Source organism: Streptococcus sp. 1004_SSPC (assembly GCF_001069025.1).
Taxonomy (GTDB): domain Bacteria; phylum Bacillota; class Bacilli; order Lactobacillales; family Streptococcaceae; genus Streptococcus; species Streptococcus vestibularis.
Genome location: NZ_JWGQ01000011.1, coordinates 72027 through 87436, shown reverse-complemented (window position 1 = coordinate 87436; position 15410 = coordinate 72027). Strand labels below are relative to the sequence as shown.

Here is a 15410-nt window from a genome sequence, read left to right as displayed (position 1 = left end):
TAAATGAAAAGACTTGGAGTTGATCTCCAAGTCTTTTTCTTAGTTGTTGTTAAAAAAGGCTGCAATATCATCTTCGCTGAGACCTATCATTGGGTCGATAGTTGCCCAATTTTCCTCAGTTAAACGACTGTTTTCTTCTGTTTGCACAGCTTTGTTAACAGACTTATCCACAGGGTGTGAATAAGTGTTGATAAGAGTTTGGGATGGTTTGATATTTTCCAAGAAGTCTTTGTTTTTAAGGGTTTCTGAGGGTATATCGTTTTCTGTTATTGTTTGATTAGAGGCATCTGTTGCCTCGTTTTTAACAATCTTTTCGACAGACTTATCAACAGCTTGTGAATAAGTTTGTTCAAAACGTTGGATGAGGTAGGTATTGCGTTTGGCGCCTTCGTTGTGAACGGCATAATCGAAGGCTGCAATTTCCCCTAACATGACTAGCTTACTCTTGGCACGTGTGATAGCGGTGTAGATGAGGTTACGTTGAAGCATACGTCCACTTTGGCGTGTGATAGGAAGGATAACGACTGGGAACTCACTCCCTTGGGATTTGTGGATTGACATGGCATAGGCCAGAGTAATCTTATTCCATTCGTTACGAGGATAGATAACCTCATTGCCATCGAAGGACATGTAAATTTCGTCCTGCTTACTTTCAGTATATTTACCAGGTATGAGGTCAGTGATGATTCCGATATCGCCATTGAAGACATTGAGTTCTGTATCGTTGACCAGATGGAGAATCTTGTCATTCTTACGGAAGAAAATATCATTAAAGGCAAATTGATTGGCTTTTTCTTTGGGATTGAGTAGATCCTGCATAATGGTATTGAGATTGTTGATACCAGCCTGTCCTCGGTACATGGGGGCCAGAATCTGTACATCCTGAGCAGCAATCCCACTTTTAATAGCCGCAGAGACAATTTTAGGGACCATCTGTAGAATATGGCTAGCATTAGCCTCAAAGTATGATCGGTCAGCCTTTTTCTCTGTGAAATCAGCGGGTAGTTGGCCTTTGCGCATCTGGCTAGCTAAGGTAACAATAGTGGAATCCTCAGATTGTCTGAAAATTTTGGTTAGAGAAACCTTAGGCAAGTCATCAATCTGCAAAAGGTCAGCCAAGACTTGGCCAGGACCTACGGAAGGCAGCTGATCTTGGTCACCTACAATGATTACTTGAGTAGTATCAGAAATGCTTTCGAAGAGTTGATTGGCCAACCAAGTATCAACCATAGAGAACTCATCGATGATAATCAAATCGCAATCGAGATAGTCATCTAAGGTCTTGAAATCGTCCTCGCTATTGAGGCCCAAATGCCTATGAATAGTGGCACTAGGAAGTTTGGTGAGTTCGTTCACCCGACGAGCAGCCCGTCCTGTTGGTGCCGCTAAAATAATAGGCAAATCAGACTTTTTAAGATCTAGACCATGAAGGTCGGCATAGGTTTTAATAATGCCGTTAATAACAGTGGTTTTCCCTGTTCCGGGACCACCTGTCAGGATGAAGACCTTACTTTGTAGGGCTTTGATAATGGCATCTTTTTGAACCTTGTCATAAGTAATACCAAGCTCCTCTTCCACCTCTTCAAGACTTGATTGGATTTTGTCCTCTGCACTAATGTCAGGTTGGTCTTTCATGATACGAGTTAGGTGGGTATAGATGCCCTGTTCCGCAAAATATAGGGTATTATCAAAGATTTTAGTCTCTATATTTTGCACTTTATCCTCTTGGATGAGGTTGGTTAATTGGTTAGCGACCAAGGAGGGGTCAAGTTCAATTTGGCGAGCACTTTCCAAAAGGATGATAGTTCGTTCAAGCAAGGCTTTGGCTTCGATGTAGGTGTCGCCCTCTTCCATACTAGCTTCTAGTAGACAATGAATCAGGGCGGCTCGTAAACGCTCAGGAGCATCACTAGCAATGCCGAGACGTTCAGCCAGTTGATCCGCCATTTTAAATCCGATTCCTTGAACTTCCTCTACCAAGAGATAAGGGTGTTCCTCAATAAGATTAAGCGACTCTTCCTTATATTGGTTGAAAATTTGTGAGGCAGCCTTTGGTGTGAGTCCATAGCTAGAAAGTTTGGACAAGATTTGTTCGGTTCCATAGTTGATTTTTAACTTTGCAACGAAGGCTTCTCGATTGACCTTTGAAAGGTTAGAAATCTGCTCTAACTTGCTAGGATCCTCGAGAATCTTGTCAATAGGATCTTCGCCATAAATCTCGACAATACGCTCAGCTGTTTTCTTACCAATCCCCTTAAAATTGTCGCTGGCAAAATACTTGATAAGACCGCTGGCAGAAGGTTTTGACCGTTCGTAGCGTGTCATTTGGAGTTGTTCGCCATACTTGGGATGATTGGTTAGCTGACCCCAGAAGGTATAGTCTTCACCCTCCATGACATCCCCCATAGTTCCAGTAACAATGATTTCATAGTCTTCAAAATCACTGTCTGTTTCGTCAATTTCTAAGAGTAGGATACGAAAAAAATTACTAGCGTTTTCAAAAATGACGCGTTCGATAGTTCCTGAAAAATAAAATTCTTGCATGTGTTTTTCCTAGATACATAATAAGGCTGGGTTTCCCCAACCTTATATTATTTAGTGTTTTTAGTTGTCCTCAACGGTACCAATTTTATTAATTGGCCAGAAGCGGAATTTGACTTCTCCTACAAGAGCACTCTTGTCAAAGTAACCAACTGCTCGACTATCTTTGGAAACAATACGATTGTCTCCAAGTAGGAAATATTTGCCTTCAGGAACAGTGACAGAGAAGGTCGTGTTGCCGTCAGCATTGGTTGTAAAGGCCTTGGCATCCTTAGCTAGTTGTTGGAAGTAGCTACTCTTGCTCTTATCATCGTTGTAAGCATATTCTTTTTGTAGCTTATCCTTGGCAAAGGCAGCTTGGAATTCTTTGAGGTATTCTTCCTTAACTTCTTTACCGTTGACAGTAAGTTTATCGTTTTGATAGGTAATTGTATCACCCGGCATCCCGATGACACGTTTGACAATTTGTTTCGTCTTACCATCTTCGACTTCCTTGGCAACGACAATATCGAAGCGTTCAATGGATGTATGTTTCAAAACAATAACACGTTGATTATTGGCTAGAGTGGGATCCATTGAGTGACCATCAACTTGGACAGGGAGCCAAAGGAAGAGGCGAGTCAAGAGGAAGAATGTGATAAAGAGGATAAAGAGTCCCCATTCACGGAGTAAAATGAGGAAGTATTGGGTCCATTTGTTTTTCATAGTTAAGGCCTTTCAGGGTTATTGTAAGCGTTGGTAGGCTTTTTTAGTATTGGCGAAATGATATTTAGCAGTAGCTTGGAGAGCCTGATCTCCGTAGGCTTGAAGAAGCTTGGTTGCGACCTGGTCAGACTTAGCACCAGCACCTGAAGGAAGCGTATAACCTACTTCTTGGCTGAGTTTATCTAGATTTTCCAGGAAGAGATTGCGGGCGATGATAGAGCTCACCGCGACAGCTAGGTATTTACCTTCGGCTTTTTCTTCTAAAGTAATAGGAAAGTCAAAGCGATTACGTTCGTTCTTGAGATATTTTTGATAATTTTTCTCACTGGTGAAGGCATCGATGACAATCTTATCTGGTTTAGCACCTGATTGTAATAGTAGGAAGATAGCCTGATTATGGAGGGCTACTTTGACGGATACAGCATTATGTGCTTTACCGTCTCCAACTACCTCATTGTACTTTCTAGGAGAAAGCAGGAGTGCTTTGTGGGGAATTTTCTCCTCCAAGAGAGGTGCAATCTGACGAATCTTAGTATCGTTTAGATTTTTAGAATCATCGACTCCTAGAGCTTTCAAAAAAGCATGGTCAGCGGGAGTAACTAGGCTAGCTACAACAGCTAAACCACCAAAATAGGAGCCGTTTCCGACTTCGTCTGATCCAATTAGGGCCAGATTTTGCCCATCAGTTGACTGCTTAGGCGTGGCTTGGTAACCAAAACGGCTAGCTAGGATTTCTGGTTTAGCACCCTGGAAGGTCACCTTACCTGAAGTATAGGCGATGACACTTGTTCCATCGACCTTAGCTGAAAAACTAGCGTATGGATTTTTAGTCGCAGTTGCATAGCTTGCTAGATCCTTCTGGAGTACTGAAATCTGCTCTGCTGTCATTTTTAATACGATTGTGCCCATGGAATCTATTTTAGCACAAAAAAGGAGAATTGGTAGATATTTTACAGGTTAGGAATCCTTGAAAATTATTTTTCTGGAGAAGGGCAAAGTATAAAATTTACGAAATTTAAAATTTAGGATATAATGATTAGAAAAAGAATGCCAAATTCTGCTCTTTTTTCGATGATTGGAGGAGTCAGTTGGTATTTATATGTCGAACACACCCTGGAGAAGGTGTTAAAATCTGACTAAAAAGGGTGCTAAAAACAAAAATAAGGAGAAGCTGTGGTGGAGACTCCCTGCCCACCATTGATTAGGCAGTTAATAAGCAAATGGCAAATAAGAATCGTTACAAATTTCATTTTGGAGAGAAGAACCTCACGCTAACAACTGATAAGGACAACCTTTTCATGGAAGAGGTGGAGCGTGTTGCTTATGAGAAATATAAAATTATCAAAAAGCAGATGAAAAATGCTGATAATGAAACGATTGCTATTCTAATGGCCATCAACTCTCTATCAACTCAGTTGGAACGTGAAATCCAAGTTGAAGATATGGAAAAAGAGTTGGAAATTTTGAGAGCTAAGCAACTCGAACAACTTAAGGTCAAGGCGACAGCTCAAAGTGATGACGATGAGGATGACGCATGATTGGACTCCTTGTCTTAGCCATCATGGCTTGGAATTTCTATATTGGCTACCGAAGAGGTCTCTTTATGCAAGCCTATTACGTGGTTTCAGTCATTATTGCCATGTGCGTCGCGGCCTATTTTTACAAGTCACTAGGTGAGGCTATTAATCTTTGGGTACCTTATGCTAATCCAACCAAAGATGCCAGTGTAGCTTTTTTTACAGACCAGAATGTTTTCTCACTTGACCGTGTCTATTATGCGGGCGTTAGCTACTTCGCCATCTATTGTGTGACCTATTATGGTTTGCGCTTTCTTGGGATTTTCTTCCATTTTGTGAGAATTGAGCGTCTTGACCAGACACGGTTCCAAGTGGCAAGTGGTGTTTTGGCTTCCTTGGTAAGTTTAGTACCTTTGACTATGTTGGGGAATATACTTGCGACCGTTCCCATAAACAATATTCAAACGGTCTTGTCATCTAGCTGGTTTTTACGTTTTTTGATTAATTGGAATTTTCCAGTTAGCCAGATTATCCAACACTTGTGGACAAGTGTGATATAGAAAATAGACGTCTTCCTTGATTAAGGGAGTGTTTTGATTGAAGACAAAGTCCTCAGAAGTTATCTTCTGGGGACTTTTCTTGCGTTATACAGAGAAAAAGGAAAGTCCAAGATGGAAGATATGGTTGGGCTTACTTTGGCATGTCTAAATATCAAAAAATTAGTAAAAATGATGGTAGGGAAGACCTATTATTTAATCCAAATACCTCAATATTATTGGATTGTGCGAGAATTAAGTGTGAATATAAAAAAGGCAAACATCGTTTTTGATGTTTGTCTTCATTCTGAAGGGAAACTCTATCGAGTTCTCTTTTTTAGAAATTAACTTGACTTAATTTTTTTATTCATGTATATTAATATCAAAGGAGTGAAATTATGATTCAAATTGAACATCTAAGTGTTTCTTACCAGAGAACACTGGCCTTAGAGGACCTTTCCATCACCATCCAGGGTCCAACCATCCTAGGAATTCTTGGACCTAACGGAGCAGGGAAATCAACCCTGATCAAGGCCATGCTAGGACTTTTGCCTCATTCGGGAAGGGTCCAGCTTGATCAGAAAGATATCGGCCAAGTTCTTCAACGAGTCGCCTATGTCGAACAAAAGACAGCTATCGATTTCCACTTCCCCATCACGGTGCGGGAGTGTGTCTCACTGGGACTCTATCCCCATCTCTCTATCTTCAAGAGAAAAATCAAGGAGGATTTTCAAAAGGTGGAAGATGCCTTGGAGCTTGTCAATCTCCTTGATTTAGCAGATCGCCAGATTGGTCAGCTTTCGGGTGGGCAATTCCAACGGGTCCTGATCGCCCGCTGTTTGGTCCAAGAGGCAGATGTCATATTTTTGGATGAGCCCTTCGCTGGTATTGACTCCGTTAGCGAAGACATCATCATGCAGACACTCCACACCTTGAAAAAGGAAGGTAAGACCATCCTGATTGTCCATCACGACCTCAGCAAGGTTACATCTTATTTTGACCAGGTCATCTTCCTCCATCGTAAGCTGATTGCTTTTGGGAAAACAGAGGATACCTTTACCAAAGAAAATCTGCATGCAGCCTACGGGCATGAACTCTTTATAGGAGGTGGAGTCGTATGATTACGGAATTTATCAATGGATTACAGCAATTCCACTTCTTACAGAATGCCCTAATTACAGCCATTGCCATAGGAATTGTCGCTGGAGCTGTGGGATGTTTCATCATTTTGCGAGGCATGTCTCTTATGGGAGATGCCATCTCACACGCGGTTCTTCCGGGGGTAGCTCTGTCCTTTATCTTGGGCATCAATTTCTTTATTGGTGCCATTGCCTTCGGGCTTTTAGCTTCCATCTTGATCACCTATATAAAGAGCAACTCCATCATCAAGAGCGATACTGCAATTGGGATTACCTTTTCTTCTTTCCTCGCCTTAGGGGTCATTCTGATTGGAATTGCTAAAAGTTCCACCGACCTTTTCCACATCCTCTTTGGAAATATCTTGGCCGTGCAAGACCAGGATATGTGGATAACTATCGGTGTTGGAGTGGCCGTATTGCTGGCGATTTGCCTGCTCTTTCGTCCCCTACTGCTCACTTCTTTTGATCCTGTCCTCGCTCAATCCATGGGCGTCCGGGTCAAGCTCTATCACTATCTCCTCATGGTGCTCTTGACCTTGGTTTCTGTCACTGCTATGCAGAGTGTCGGGACCATTCTCATCGTCGCCATGCTTATCACACCCGCTGCGACAGCCTATCTCTATGCGAATAGTCTCTGGTCCATGATGCTCCTTTCATCCGGATTAGGTGCTCTTGCATCCATCCTAGGACTCTTTATTGGCTATAGCTTCAACATCGCCGTCGGGTCTTGTATTGTCCTCACTTCTGCAGTCTTCTTTCTCATCAGCTTCTTTATCGCTCCTAAGCAGAGAAAGAACAAGCATGCTCTCTCGTCTCATGAAAGGAAAAACACATGAAAAAAATCGCTTATGTCCTCACCCTCTTTGTGGTGCTCTTATTTGGTCTTATGGCTTGTAGCAAGAGCTCTTTTTCCAAATCCTCATCCGATAAGTTGAAAGTCGTTACCACCAACTCAATCCTTGCAGATATTACCAAAAATATCGCTGGGGATAAGATCGAGCTACACAGTATTGTCCCTGTCGGCAAAGATCCCCACGAGTACGAACCGCTACCAGAAGATGTCAAAAAAACCTCGCAAGCAGACCTGATTTTTTACAATGGGATTAACCTCGAAACCGGTGGCAATGCTTGGTTTACCAAACTAGTCAAAAATGCCAATAAAGTAGAAAACAAGGATTATTTCGCAGTTAGCGATGGAGTCGACGTCATCTACCTAGAAGGTCAAAACCAAGCTGGAAAAGAAGACCCTCATGCTTGGCTCAATCTCGAAAACGGGATTATCTATGCTAAAAACATTGCCAAACAATTGATCGCTAAAGATCCAAAAAACAAGGATTTTTACAAAAAAAATCTAGCAGCTTATACTGAAAAGCTCAGCAAGCTTGACCAAGAAGCCAAACAAAAATTCAACACTATACCAGAAGAGAAGAAGATGATTGTGACCAGCGAAGGCTGTTTCAAGTACTTTTCGAAAGCTTACGGCGTCCCATCTGCCTATATCTGGGAAATTAACACTGAAGAAGAAGGCACACCTGACCAAATCAAAACTCTGGTAGAAAAGCTCCGTCAAACCAAGGTACCGTCCCTCTTTGTCGAATCCAGTGTCGATGAACGCCCTATGAAAACTGTGGCTAAAGATACCAATATTCCTATCTTTGCAAAGATCTTCACTGACTCGATTGCTAAAAAAGGGGAAGAAGGTGACAGCTACTATAGTATGATGAAATGGAATTTAGAGAAAATTGCAGAAGGTCTGAACCAATAAGGCTCCAAACCCGTTAGCTTCTCAAATAAATCAGTAGCTCTTCCCCTTAAACACGTCACTTCAACCAGAGGCTCTCTCTGACATGGAGAGCGCTGTGGTCTTAACGGTTTCTGTAAATTTTCCTTGCGCTTAAGGCAAATGGTATGCTTCAGAAGGAATTGAAAATGCCATCATGCTCTCAAACTACTTTGACCATTCCTTCGGAAAAGCCTACGGACTCTTAATAAATGAATGGCATTTACTTGCACGTACTGTTTTGGTTTTAGATGCGAATAACAAGGTCGCTTACGTTGAGTACCTAGACAACATCAATAGTGAACCAAATTGCGATGCTGCAATCGAAGCCATTAAAGCACTTAGATAAAGAAAAAAGAGGTCGTAGACCTCTTTTTCGTTGCTATAGAATACGATGGAGACCATCACGGAGAAGGACTCGTCAACGAGAGTGAGGGATGCGTTGTAGAAATCTTCGCATGCGCTTTACTACCTATTGCTTGTAGTTCCTACCTCCTTGTGCAAAGGTTTCCTTTCGGCTCCAATAAATCCTGTGATATAAGACAGGGGTGTATGGTCCCTTCTAAGAGAGCTTGGGAACGGACTCCTGTCAACTCTTGCAGTTCTCTCGGACACATATCTTGGAAAAGAGGGCTGGCAAAGACTAAGACAGAGCAGTAGCAAGCTTGACGTATTGCTTCATACGTACAAGACTGCAATCAGTTTTCTAAGCGGCTGAAACATCTGGTCGTACAGCTCAGCATTTCTAATTCCTGTCGCTGCATCTACATCCTCCTTTTTATTTTGTTCTCATTTTTTTCTATATTAGAATCTTTTACCCCCAGGCAATTCCTATCCACTGGCCAAGCCATTTTGCTCTTTTTTTGATATACTAGAAGGAGAGAAGAAAAGAGGAACCTATGACACCAAATAAAGAAGATTACCTCAAGTGCATCTATGAAATCGGTGCGCAACATGAAAAAATTAGTAACAAAGAGATTGCGGCCCGGATGCAGGTTTCACCTCCAGCCGTGACTGAGATGGTCAAGCGCATGATCTCGGAGAATCTCCTCATCAAGGATAAGCTCCACGGCTATCTGCTCACCGAGCTCGGCTTCCAAACGGTTTCCGATCTTTTTCGCAAGCACCGCTTGATTGAATTGTTTTTACTAAAAAATCTGGACTATACTACTGAAGAAGTTCATGAAGAGGCTGAAGTGCTCGAGCATACTGTCTCCGATCGCTTTATTGATAAATTAGACCAGATGTTAGACACTCCTAAGATCTGTCCTCATGGAGGGACCATTCCGCCGAAAGGAAAACTTCTCATCGAGGCTTACCAGGATCGTTTGAGCGATGTCAGCGAACCAGGAACCTATCGTTTGCGGAGAGTCCAGGATACTTTTGAATTACTCAATTTTTTAGAACAAATCCAACTGAAGATCGGGGATGATATACTTCTAAAGGGGTACGATGATTACACTGGTCTCTTTCAACTCCAGATTAAGGGGCAAGAAGTTCAAATCAATCACCTAATCGCCCAACAACTTTACATAGAAAAACATGACCTTTGATTAAGGGCATGTCAGATTGAAGACAAAGTCCTCAGAAGTTATACTTCTGGGGACTTTTCTTGCGTTATACCAGAGAAAAAGGAAAGTGCAAAATGGAAGATAAGGGTGGGCTTACTTTGGCATGTCTAAATACCTTTTAAAATTGAATTGAGTTGATTGCAACAACAATTGTAGCTGCAATACTTTCTGATACAGAAGCTAGTCCGCCAACATAAATCATACCTACCATTCCGTTGTCGGTTTGTTGTGCATTCTGGTTTTTCTTTCCTTGGAAAAACTCAATTGCACCTAAAAAGGCCCATCCTAGGCCACCAATAGAGACCAATGCACCCATGGCAGTAGTAATTTTTGTAACAACTTCCATTTTTATTATTTTTCCGTTGTCTTGCAAAAAAGACTGGACACATAGTCTCAGTCTCTCTTAATTAGTTTTATCCCAAGGTTGCAATGGTGCATCCGGAACCACCGGCACTTTGTGGGGCATATTCAAAACTTTTAACATGACGATGACGGCGGAGATATTTAGTCACCGCGTCACGGATGACACCGGTACCAATACCGTGGATGATGTCCACCTGACTCATGTTGTTAAGTAGGGCTTGGTCAATAAAGGCATCAAGCTCTTGCATGGCTTCTTCGTAACGTTTCCCACGAAGGTCTAGACGGGCACGAGGACCACCAGATGCCTTCTTGGCTTTTTTAACTACGTTAATCTGTTTTTTCTTAGGCTGTTGCACCTCAGCTTGAGCACGAACGAGAGTGAATTCATCCGCCTTGAGGGTCATCTTGATGAGACCTACTTGGGCTTCCCAGTTACCATTTTTGGCCTGACTAGTAAGAGTGCCTCGTTGACCATAGGCGGTCACGATGATATCATCACCGACACGAGGAGCACGCGCAGCCTTTTCTTTCTTGGCCTTACGAAGGACCTTATTCTTAGAGAGGTCCAATTGTGGGGCAAGTTTCTTGAGTTTTCCTTTGGCATCGATAACTTCATGAGGCTTGAGTTGACTCTTATCATGGAGATTTTTGAGAATACTATCGCTCTCAGCCAAAGCTGTATCCACCATCTCTTGAATGTCTTTTTGAGCTTTTTCGAGTTCCTTGTCGTACTCATGGGAGAATTCGTTATAGAGTTTCTTGACCGCACGGTTGAATTTAAGGTTCTCTTGCTCAACGTCCTTGATGTGTTCCAGACGTTTTTGTGTTTCCACAGTTTGGGCTTCAAGTTGCTCGATGATACGGTTGACATCACTATCAGTATCAGTGAGGTTTTCTGCTTCCTTGACAATAATTTCATTCAATCCGAGGCGGCGAGCAATCTCAAAGGCATTAGAACGACCAGGAACCCCCTGCATAAAACGATAGGTAGGGCTTAAAGTCGCTGTGTCAAACTCCATGCTGGCATTTTCCACATGTTGGGTCTCAATTCCATAGGCCTTAAGCTCAGGATAGTGAGTGGTAGCCATGGTCTTAATCTGGCTCAAACGAAGGTGCTCTAGGATTGCCATGGCTAGACTAGCCCCCTCCTGAGGGTCAGTACCAGCCCCAAGCTCATCGACCAAGACAAGACTGTTGCTGTCGGCAGCGTCCAAAATCTCGACAATGTGCGTCATGTGACTAGAGAAAGTAGACAAGCTCTGTTCGATAGACTGTTCATCTCCGATGTCCGCAAAAATCTCTTGGAAAATGGCTACACGACTACCCTTATCAGCCAAAATTGGAAGGCCAGATTGAGCCATCAGTTGAGCTAGTCCTAGAGTTTTAAGCATGACCGTTTTACCACCGGTATTGGGACCTGTGATGACAATGGCTGTAAGATTCTCATCGAATCTCAAATCGTTGGCTACTGGATTGACCAAGAGCGGGTGACGAACGTTAAGCAGTTGGAGTGTTTGGTTGTCACTAATCTTTGGAATAACCGCCTTCTTATCTTGGAGATAGAGGTATTTTCCTCGAATGAAGTCCATGTGGCCCAAAATCCAAGCGTTGTTAGCAATTGCAGCAGCTTGTGGGCGTAGTTGATTAGACAGTTCATGCAGGATACGGGTCATCTCGTGGCGTTCGTCTGCACGTAATTGTGTAATTTCTTCGTTAAGCTGGATAACGGCGCGTGGCTCGATATAAACGGTATTTCCAGAGCTTGAGATGTCATGCACCACCCCAGCAATACGGTTACGGTAGGTATTTTTGACAGGAAGCACTGAACGACCATTACGACTAGCAATCAAACTCTCAGCCAACATGTGGCCAGATTTCTTGAGAATGTCTTGTAAGGTCTGGCGAATGGCATCATCGCAAGATTTAAGTTGACGACGGATATTTTGCAACTCTGGGCTAGCAAAATGCTCAATAAAACCACCGTCATTGATGCTCTGAAGACTGCCTTGTAGACTTGGAAAGGCTTCAATCTTTTCGAAAAGACGTTTTAGAGCGACGAGCTCAACATTTTCAAGGTCAGCGTAGAATCGACCAAGGTCAGCTGAAGCTTGCAAGACCTTCTTGATGGAAATGAGCTCCTGGATGTTGAGGTCAGCATCCAGTTCCAAGCGACGCAAGGACTCAGAAATATCTCTTAAGCTCCCAATGGCAAAGCTATGATGCTCTACGAAAATCTCAGACATTTCTTGGATTTCTGTAAATTGATTTTGAATTCTTTCTGGATTGGTCATAGGCACCAAGTCACGTAACTCCGCCTGAGCCTGCTCAGTCTGTAGGTATTCTGTGAACTGGTCCTTGACCTTGTTAAATTCTAATTGATCTAAAATCTTTGTGTTCATAATTCCTATTATAGCATATTTGACCATAGGACGTGGAGCTGGGAAATGCCTGAGGTCGTTTTATGAGCGGACTTTTGTCATCAGATGTTGAATAGCTATTTTTACAAAAGAGTCTCCCTAAAATAAGAGGATTTCAATTAAAACCAATGCTCCCATCTATGCTATAATAAACCTATGACTAATCAGAAAAAATTACTCCTAATTGACGGTTCATCCGTTGCCTTTCGTGCCTTTTTCGCACTTTATAATCAAATTGACCGTTTTCGTAACAATAATGGCCTTCATACTAATGCTATCTACGGTTTCCACCTCATGTTGGACAACCTACTTGAGCGTATTCAACCGACGCATGTCTTGGTAGCCTTTGATGCTGGAAAAACAACTTTCCGTACAGAGATGTTTGCGGACTATAAGGCTGGTCGTGCCAAGACTCCAGAGGAATTCCGTGAGCAGTTCCCTTATATCCGTGAGATGTTGGCTGCACGTGGTATCGCCTATTATGATCTGGCTCAGTACGAGGCAGACGACATTATCGGTACCTTGGCTAAGATGGCTGAAAATACCAGTGAGGACTATCAAATTACTGTTGTCTCTGGGGACAAGGACTTGATTCAGTTGACTGATGTCAATACCGTGGTTGAGATTTCGAAAAAGGGTGTGGCTGAGTTTGAGGCCTTCACACCTGACTACCTCATGGAGAAAATGGGTATTACCCCTGCGCAATTCATCGACCTCAAAGCCCTCATGGGTGATAAGTCCGATAATATTCCAGGAGTTACTAAGATTGGTGAAAAGACTGGTCTTAAGCTCCTTTTGGAACACGGTTCCCTTGAAGGTATCTACGACCATATTGACGAGATGAAGAAATCCAAGATGAAGGAAAATCTCATCAACGACAAGGAACAAGCTTTCCTTTCTAAAACTCTGGCGACCATTGATACCCATTCTCCTATTGAAATTGGCCTAGATGACACGGCCTTTACGGGACCTGACCTTGAAAAATTGGCAGCCTTTTATGATGAGATGGGTTTCGTTCAGTTCAAAAATGCTCTTGGCGGAGAGGCTATCCCACAGGATTTTGATGTGACCTATGCAGAGCCTAGCCAAGTAACAGCGGATCACTTTAGCTCTGACGATTTCTTCTATTTTGAAATCCTCGGTGACAATTATCATACAGAACCCATCATCGGTTTTGCTTGGGGAAATGAAAAGCAGATTTATGCGTCTACAGATACTGATCTACTCAAATCAGAAGCATTCCAAGCAGCTCTTTCTAAAGCTGTTAATATCTACGATTTCAAGCGTAGTAAGGTCCTTTTGAGCCATTTAGGGATTGACTTGCCGACGGCTAATTTTGATGCACGTCTGGCCAAGTATCTGCTCTCAACCGTTGAAGACAATGAATTGTCAACCATTGCCCGTCTCTATACGGACCTACCGTTAGAAACAGATGAAGTGGTCTATGGTAAGGGAGCTAAGCGTGCCGTTCCTGAAAAAGAGGTCTTGCTCAGCCACCTGGCTAAAAAAGTCAAGGTCCTTCAGGTTGCCAAACCGGTCATGCTAGAAAAGCTAGCTGAACACGGCCAATCAGAGCTTCTCTTTGACATGGAGTTACCACTGGCAAATGTGCTAGCCAAGATGGAGATCGCTGGTATTAAGGTCAAGGGACAAACCCTTAACGAGATGGCAGTGGAAAACCAAGTGGTCATTGACAAATTGACCCAAGAAATCTACGAGATGGCGGGCGAGGAGTTCAATATTAACTCGCCTAAACAGTTGGGTGTTATCCTCTTTGAAAAGATGGGTCTACCTTTGGAATACACTAAGAAAACCAAGACCGGTTACTCAACGGCTGTGGATGTCCTTGAACGTTTGGCACCGATTGCTCCAATCGTAGCTAAGATTTTGGAGTACCGCCAAATCACCAAGCTTCAGTCTACCTATGTCTTGGGGCTTCAGGATTATATCCTTGAGGATGGCAAGATCCATACCCGTTATGTGCAAGATTTAACACAGACAGGTCGCCTCTCATCAGTGGATCCAAACTTGCAAAATATCCCTGTTCGCTTGGAGCAAGGCCGTCTCATCCGTAAGGCCTTTGTCCCATCGACTGAGGATGCAGTGCTTTTAAGCTCGGATTACTCACAGATTGAGTTGCGCGTGTTGGCCCACATTTCGGGAGATGAGCATTTGATTGCTGCCTTTAAAGAGGGGGCAGATATCCATACCTCTACAGCCATGCGTGTCTTTGGTATTGAAAAGCCAGAGGATGTCACACCTAACGACCGTCGTAACGCAAAGGCTGTTAACTTCGGTATCGTTTATGGTATTTCTGACTTTGGTCTTTCTAACAACCTTGGCATTAGCCGTAAGAAGGCCAAGGAGTATATTGACACCTATTTTGAGCGTTATCCTGGTATTAAGGCTTATATGGATAATGTGGTTCGTGAGGCCAAGGATAAAGGATATGTAGAAACCCTCTTCCACCGCCGTCGTGAGTTGCCAGATATCAACTCTCGTAACTTCAACGTCCGCAACTTCGCAGAGCGTACAGCCATCAACTCACCTATCCAAGGAAGTGCCGCTGATATCCTCAAGATTGCTATGATTAACTTAGACAAGGCTTTGGTAGAAGGTGGCTATAAAACTAAGATGCTCCTTCAAGTGCATGATGAAATCGTCCTTGAGGTGCCAAACGATGAACTTGTAGCGATGGAAGCCTTGGTTAAAGAAACCATGGAAGCTGCAGTCGAACTCGCTGTCCCACTCATCGCAGATGAAAATGACGGCTGCACATGGTATGAGGCAAAGTAAAGCATGAAAGAAAATTTTCCATTTACCTATTTTCTCCTGCGTTAT

The 15410-nt window shown here is 42.9% G+C and carries 12 protein-coding genes and 2 pseudogenes; 9 read left to right on the top strand and 5 right to left on the bottom strand.

The genetic code is table 11. From position 1 onward, the window contains the following. Positions 1 to 39: 39 nt before the first annotated feature. Genes ADF62_RS01165 through rnhC form a run of 3 tightly spaced genes read right to left on the bottom strand, consistent with a single transcriptional unit; the run spans position 40 to position 4155 of the window. The gene (locus ADF62_RS01165; RefSeq protein WP_003093254.1) at positions 40 to 2544 is read right to left on the bottom strand and encodes an ATP-dependent RecD-like DNA helicase; all 2505 of its coding nucleotides are present in this window, start codon (positions 2542 to 2544) and stop codon (positions 40 to 42) included. Between the two features lie 60 nt (positions 2545 to 2604). Beyond that, positions 2605 to 3246: a signal peptidase I gene (lepB, locus tag ADF62_RS01160; protein ID WP_003094735.1), complete on the bottom strand. Its 642-nt coding sequence runs from the start codon at positions 3244 to 3246 to the stop codon at positions 2605 to 2607. 18 nt (positions 3247 to 3264) lie between these two features. Next, complete coding sequence (rnhC, locus tag ADF62_RS01155) at positions 3265 to 4155, bottom strand: ribonuclease HIII (protein ID WP_003096026.1); 891 nt, start codon at positions 4153 to 4155, stop codon at positions 3265 to 3267. 311 nt (positions 4156 to 4466) lie between these two features. Here rnhC and ADF62_RS01150 point away from each other — a divergent pair, with 311 nt between their 5' ends. From ADF62_RS01150 to ADF62_RS01115, 8 genes and pseudogenes are all read left to right on the top strand, one after another. Next, positions 4467 to 4784: a hypothetical protein gene (locus ADF62_RS01150; protein ID WP_003096030.1), complete on the top strand. Its 318-nt coding sequence runs from the start codon at positions 4467 to 4469 to the stop codon at positions 4782 to 4784. Next, on the top strand, positions 4781 to 5323 hold the full coding sequence (locus tag ADF62_RS01145; RefSeq protein WP_048787893.1) for a CvpA family protein: 543 nt from the start codon (positions 4781 to 4783) through the stop codon (positions 5321 to 5323). The genes ADF62_RS01150 and ADF62_RS01145 overlap by 4 nt, the downstream gene beginning before the upstream one ends. Before the next feature lie 90 nt (positions 5324 to 5413). Beyond that, a pseudogene (locus ADF62_RS01140) lies at positions 5414 to 5647 on the top strand (IS5/IS1182 family transposase); the annotation flags it as partial. 50 nt (positions 5648 to 5697) lie between these two features. Further along, the gene (locus tag ADF62_RS01135; RefSeq protein WP_048787891.1) at positions 5698 to 6420 is read left to right on the top strand and encodes a metal ABC transporter ATP-binding protein; all 723 of its coding nucleotides are present in this window, start codon (positions 5698 to 5700) and stop codon (positions 6418 to 6420) included. Further along, positions 6417 to 7274 carry a metal ABC transporter permease gene (locus ADF62_RS01130; protein ID WP_048787890.1) on the top strand — a complete coding sequence of 286 codons (858 nt, stop codon included), beginning with the start codon at positions 6417 to 6419 and terminating at the stop codon, positions 7272 to 7274. Before ADF62_RS01135 ends, ADF62_RS01130 begins: the two co-directional genes overlap by 4 nt. Further along, positions 7271 to 8203 (top strand): metal ABC transporter substrate-binding protein, encoded by a 933-nt coding sequence (locus ADF62_RS01125; protein WP_048787889.1) that lies wholly within the window; start codon positions 7271 to 7273, stop codon positions 8201 to 8203. The genes ADF62_RS01130 and ADF62_RS01125 overlap by 4 nt, the downstream gene beginning before the upstream one ends. Before the next feature lie 50 nt (positions 8204 to 8253). Further along, positions 8254 to 8567 (top strand): annotated as a pseudogene (locus ADF62_RS10660) (redoxin family protein); the annotation flags it as partial. Between the two features lie 550 nt (positions 8568 to 9117). After that, the gene (locus ADF62_RS01115) at positions 9118 to 9771 is read left to right on the top strand and encodes a metal-dependent transcriptional regulator (protein ID WP_048787888.1); all 654 of its coding nucleotides are present in this window, start codon (positions 9118 to 9120) and stop codon (positions 9769 to 9771) included. Positions 9772 to 9907: 136 nt separating this feature from the next. Here the strand turns inward: ADF62_RS01115 and ADF62_RS01110 are convergent, their stop codons facing one another. Together ADF62_RS01110 and ADF62_RS01105 are read right to left on the bottom strand one after the other, a co-directional pair. Then, positions 9908 to 10135, bottom strand: coding sequence for a hypothetical protein (locus ADF62_RS01110; RefSeq protein WP_048787887.1), 228 nt, complete (start codon positions 10133 to 10135; stop codon positions 9908 to 9910). 67 nt (positions 10136 to 10202) lie between these two features. After that, the gene (locus tag ADF62_RS01105) at positions 10203 to 12551 is read right to left on the bottom strand and encodes an endonuclease MutS2 (RefSeq protein WP_048787886.1); all 2349 of its coding nucleotides are present in this window, start codon (positions 12549 to 12551) and stop codon (positions 10203 to 10205) included. 174 nt (positions 12552 to 12725) lie between these two features. Between ADF62_RS01105 and polA the strand changes: the two genes are divergently transcribed. Next, positions 12726 to 15365 (top strand): DNA polymerase I, encoded by a 2640-nt coding sequence (polA, locus tag ADF62_RS01100; RefSeq protein ID WP_003094257.1) that lies wholly within the window; start codon positions 12726 to 12728, stop codon positions 15363 to 15365. The last annotated feature ends 45 nt before the right edge of the window (positions 15366 to 15410 follow it).

What these genes read in the sequence shown, in the direction of transcription:
- ADF62_RS01145 (WP_048787893.1), top strand. Translation starts at nt 4,781, where the DNA reads ATGATTGGACTCCTTGTCTTAGCCATCATGGCTTGGAATTTCTATATT.
- ADF62_RS01115 (WP_048787888.1), top strand. Translation starts at nt 9,118, where the DNA reads ATGACACCAAATAAAGAAGATTACCTCAAGTGCATCTATGAAATCGGT.
- ADF62_RS01130 (WP_048787890.1), top strand. Translation starts at nt 6,417, where the DNA reads ATGATTACGGAATTTATCAATGGATTACAGCAATTCCACTTCTTACAG.
- polA (WP_003094257.1), top strand. Translation starts at nt 12,726, where the DNA reads ATGACTAATCAGAAAAAATTACTCCTAATTGACGGTTCATCCGTTGCC.
- lepB (WP_003094735.1), bottom strand. Translation starts at nt 3,246, where the DNA reads ATGAAAAACAAATGGACCCAATACTTCCTCATTTTACTCCGTGAATGG.
- ADF62_RS01150 (WP_003096030.1), top strand. Translation starts at nt 4,467, where the DNA reads ATGGCAAATAAGAATCGTTACAAATTTCATTTTGGAGAGAAGAACCTC.
- rnhC (WP_003096026.1), bottom strand. Translation starts at nt 4,155, where the DNA reads ATGGGCACAATCGTATTAAAAATGACAGCAGAGCAGATTTCAGTACTC.
- ADF62_RS01165 (WP_003093254.1), bottom strand. Translation starts at nt 2,544, where the DNA reads ATGCAAGAATTTTATTTTTCAGGAACTATCGAACGCGTCATTTTTGAA.
- ADF62_RS01105 (WP_048787886.1), bottom strand. Translation starts at nt 12,551, where the DNA reads ATGAACACAAAGATTTTAGATCAATTAGAATTTAACAAGGTCAAGGAC.
- ADF62_RS01135 (WP_048787891.1), top strand. Translation starts at nt 5,698, where the DNA reads ATGATTCAAATTGAACATCTAAGTGTTTCTTACCAGAGAACACTGGCC.
- ADF62_RS01110 (WP_048787887.1), bottom strand. Translation starts at nt 10,135, where the DNA reads ATGGAAGTTGTTACAAAAATTACTACTGCCATGGGTGCATTGGTCTCT.
- ADF62_RS01125 (WP_048787889.1), top strand. Translation starts at nt 7,271, where the DNA reads ATGAAAAAAATCGCTTATGTCCTCACCCTCTTTGTGGTGCTCTTATTT.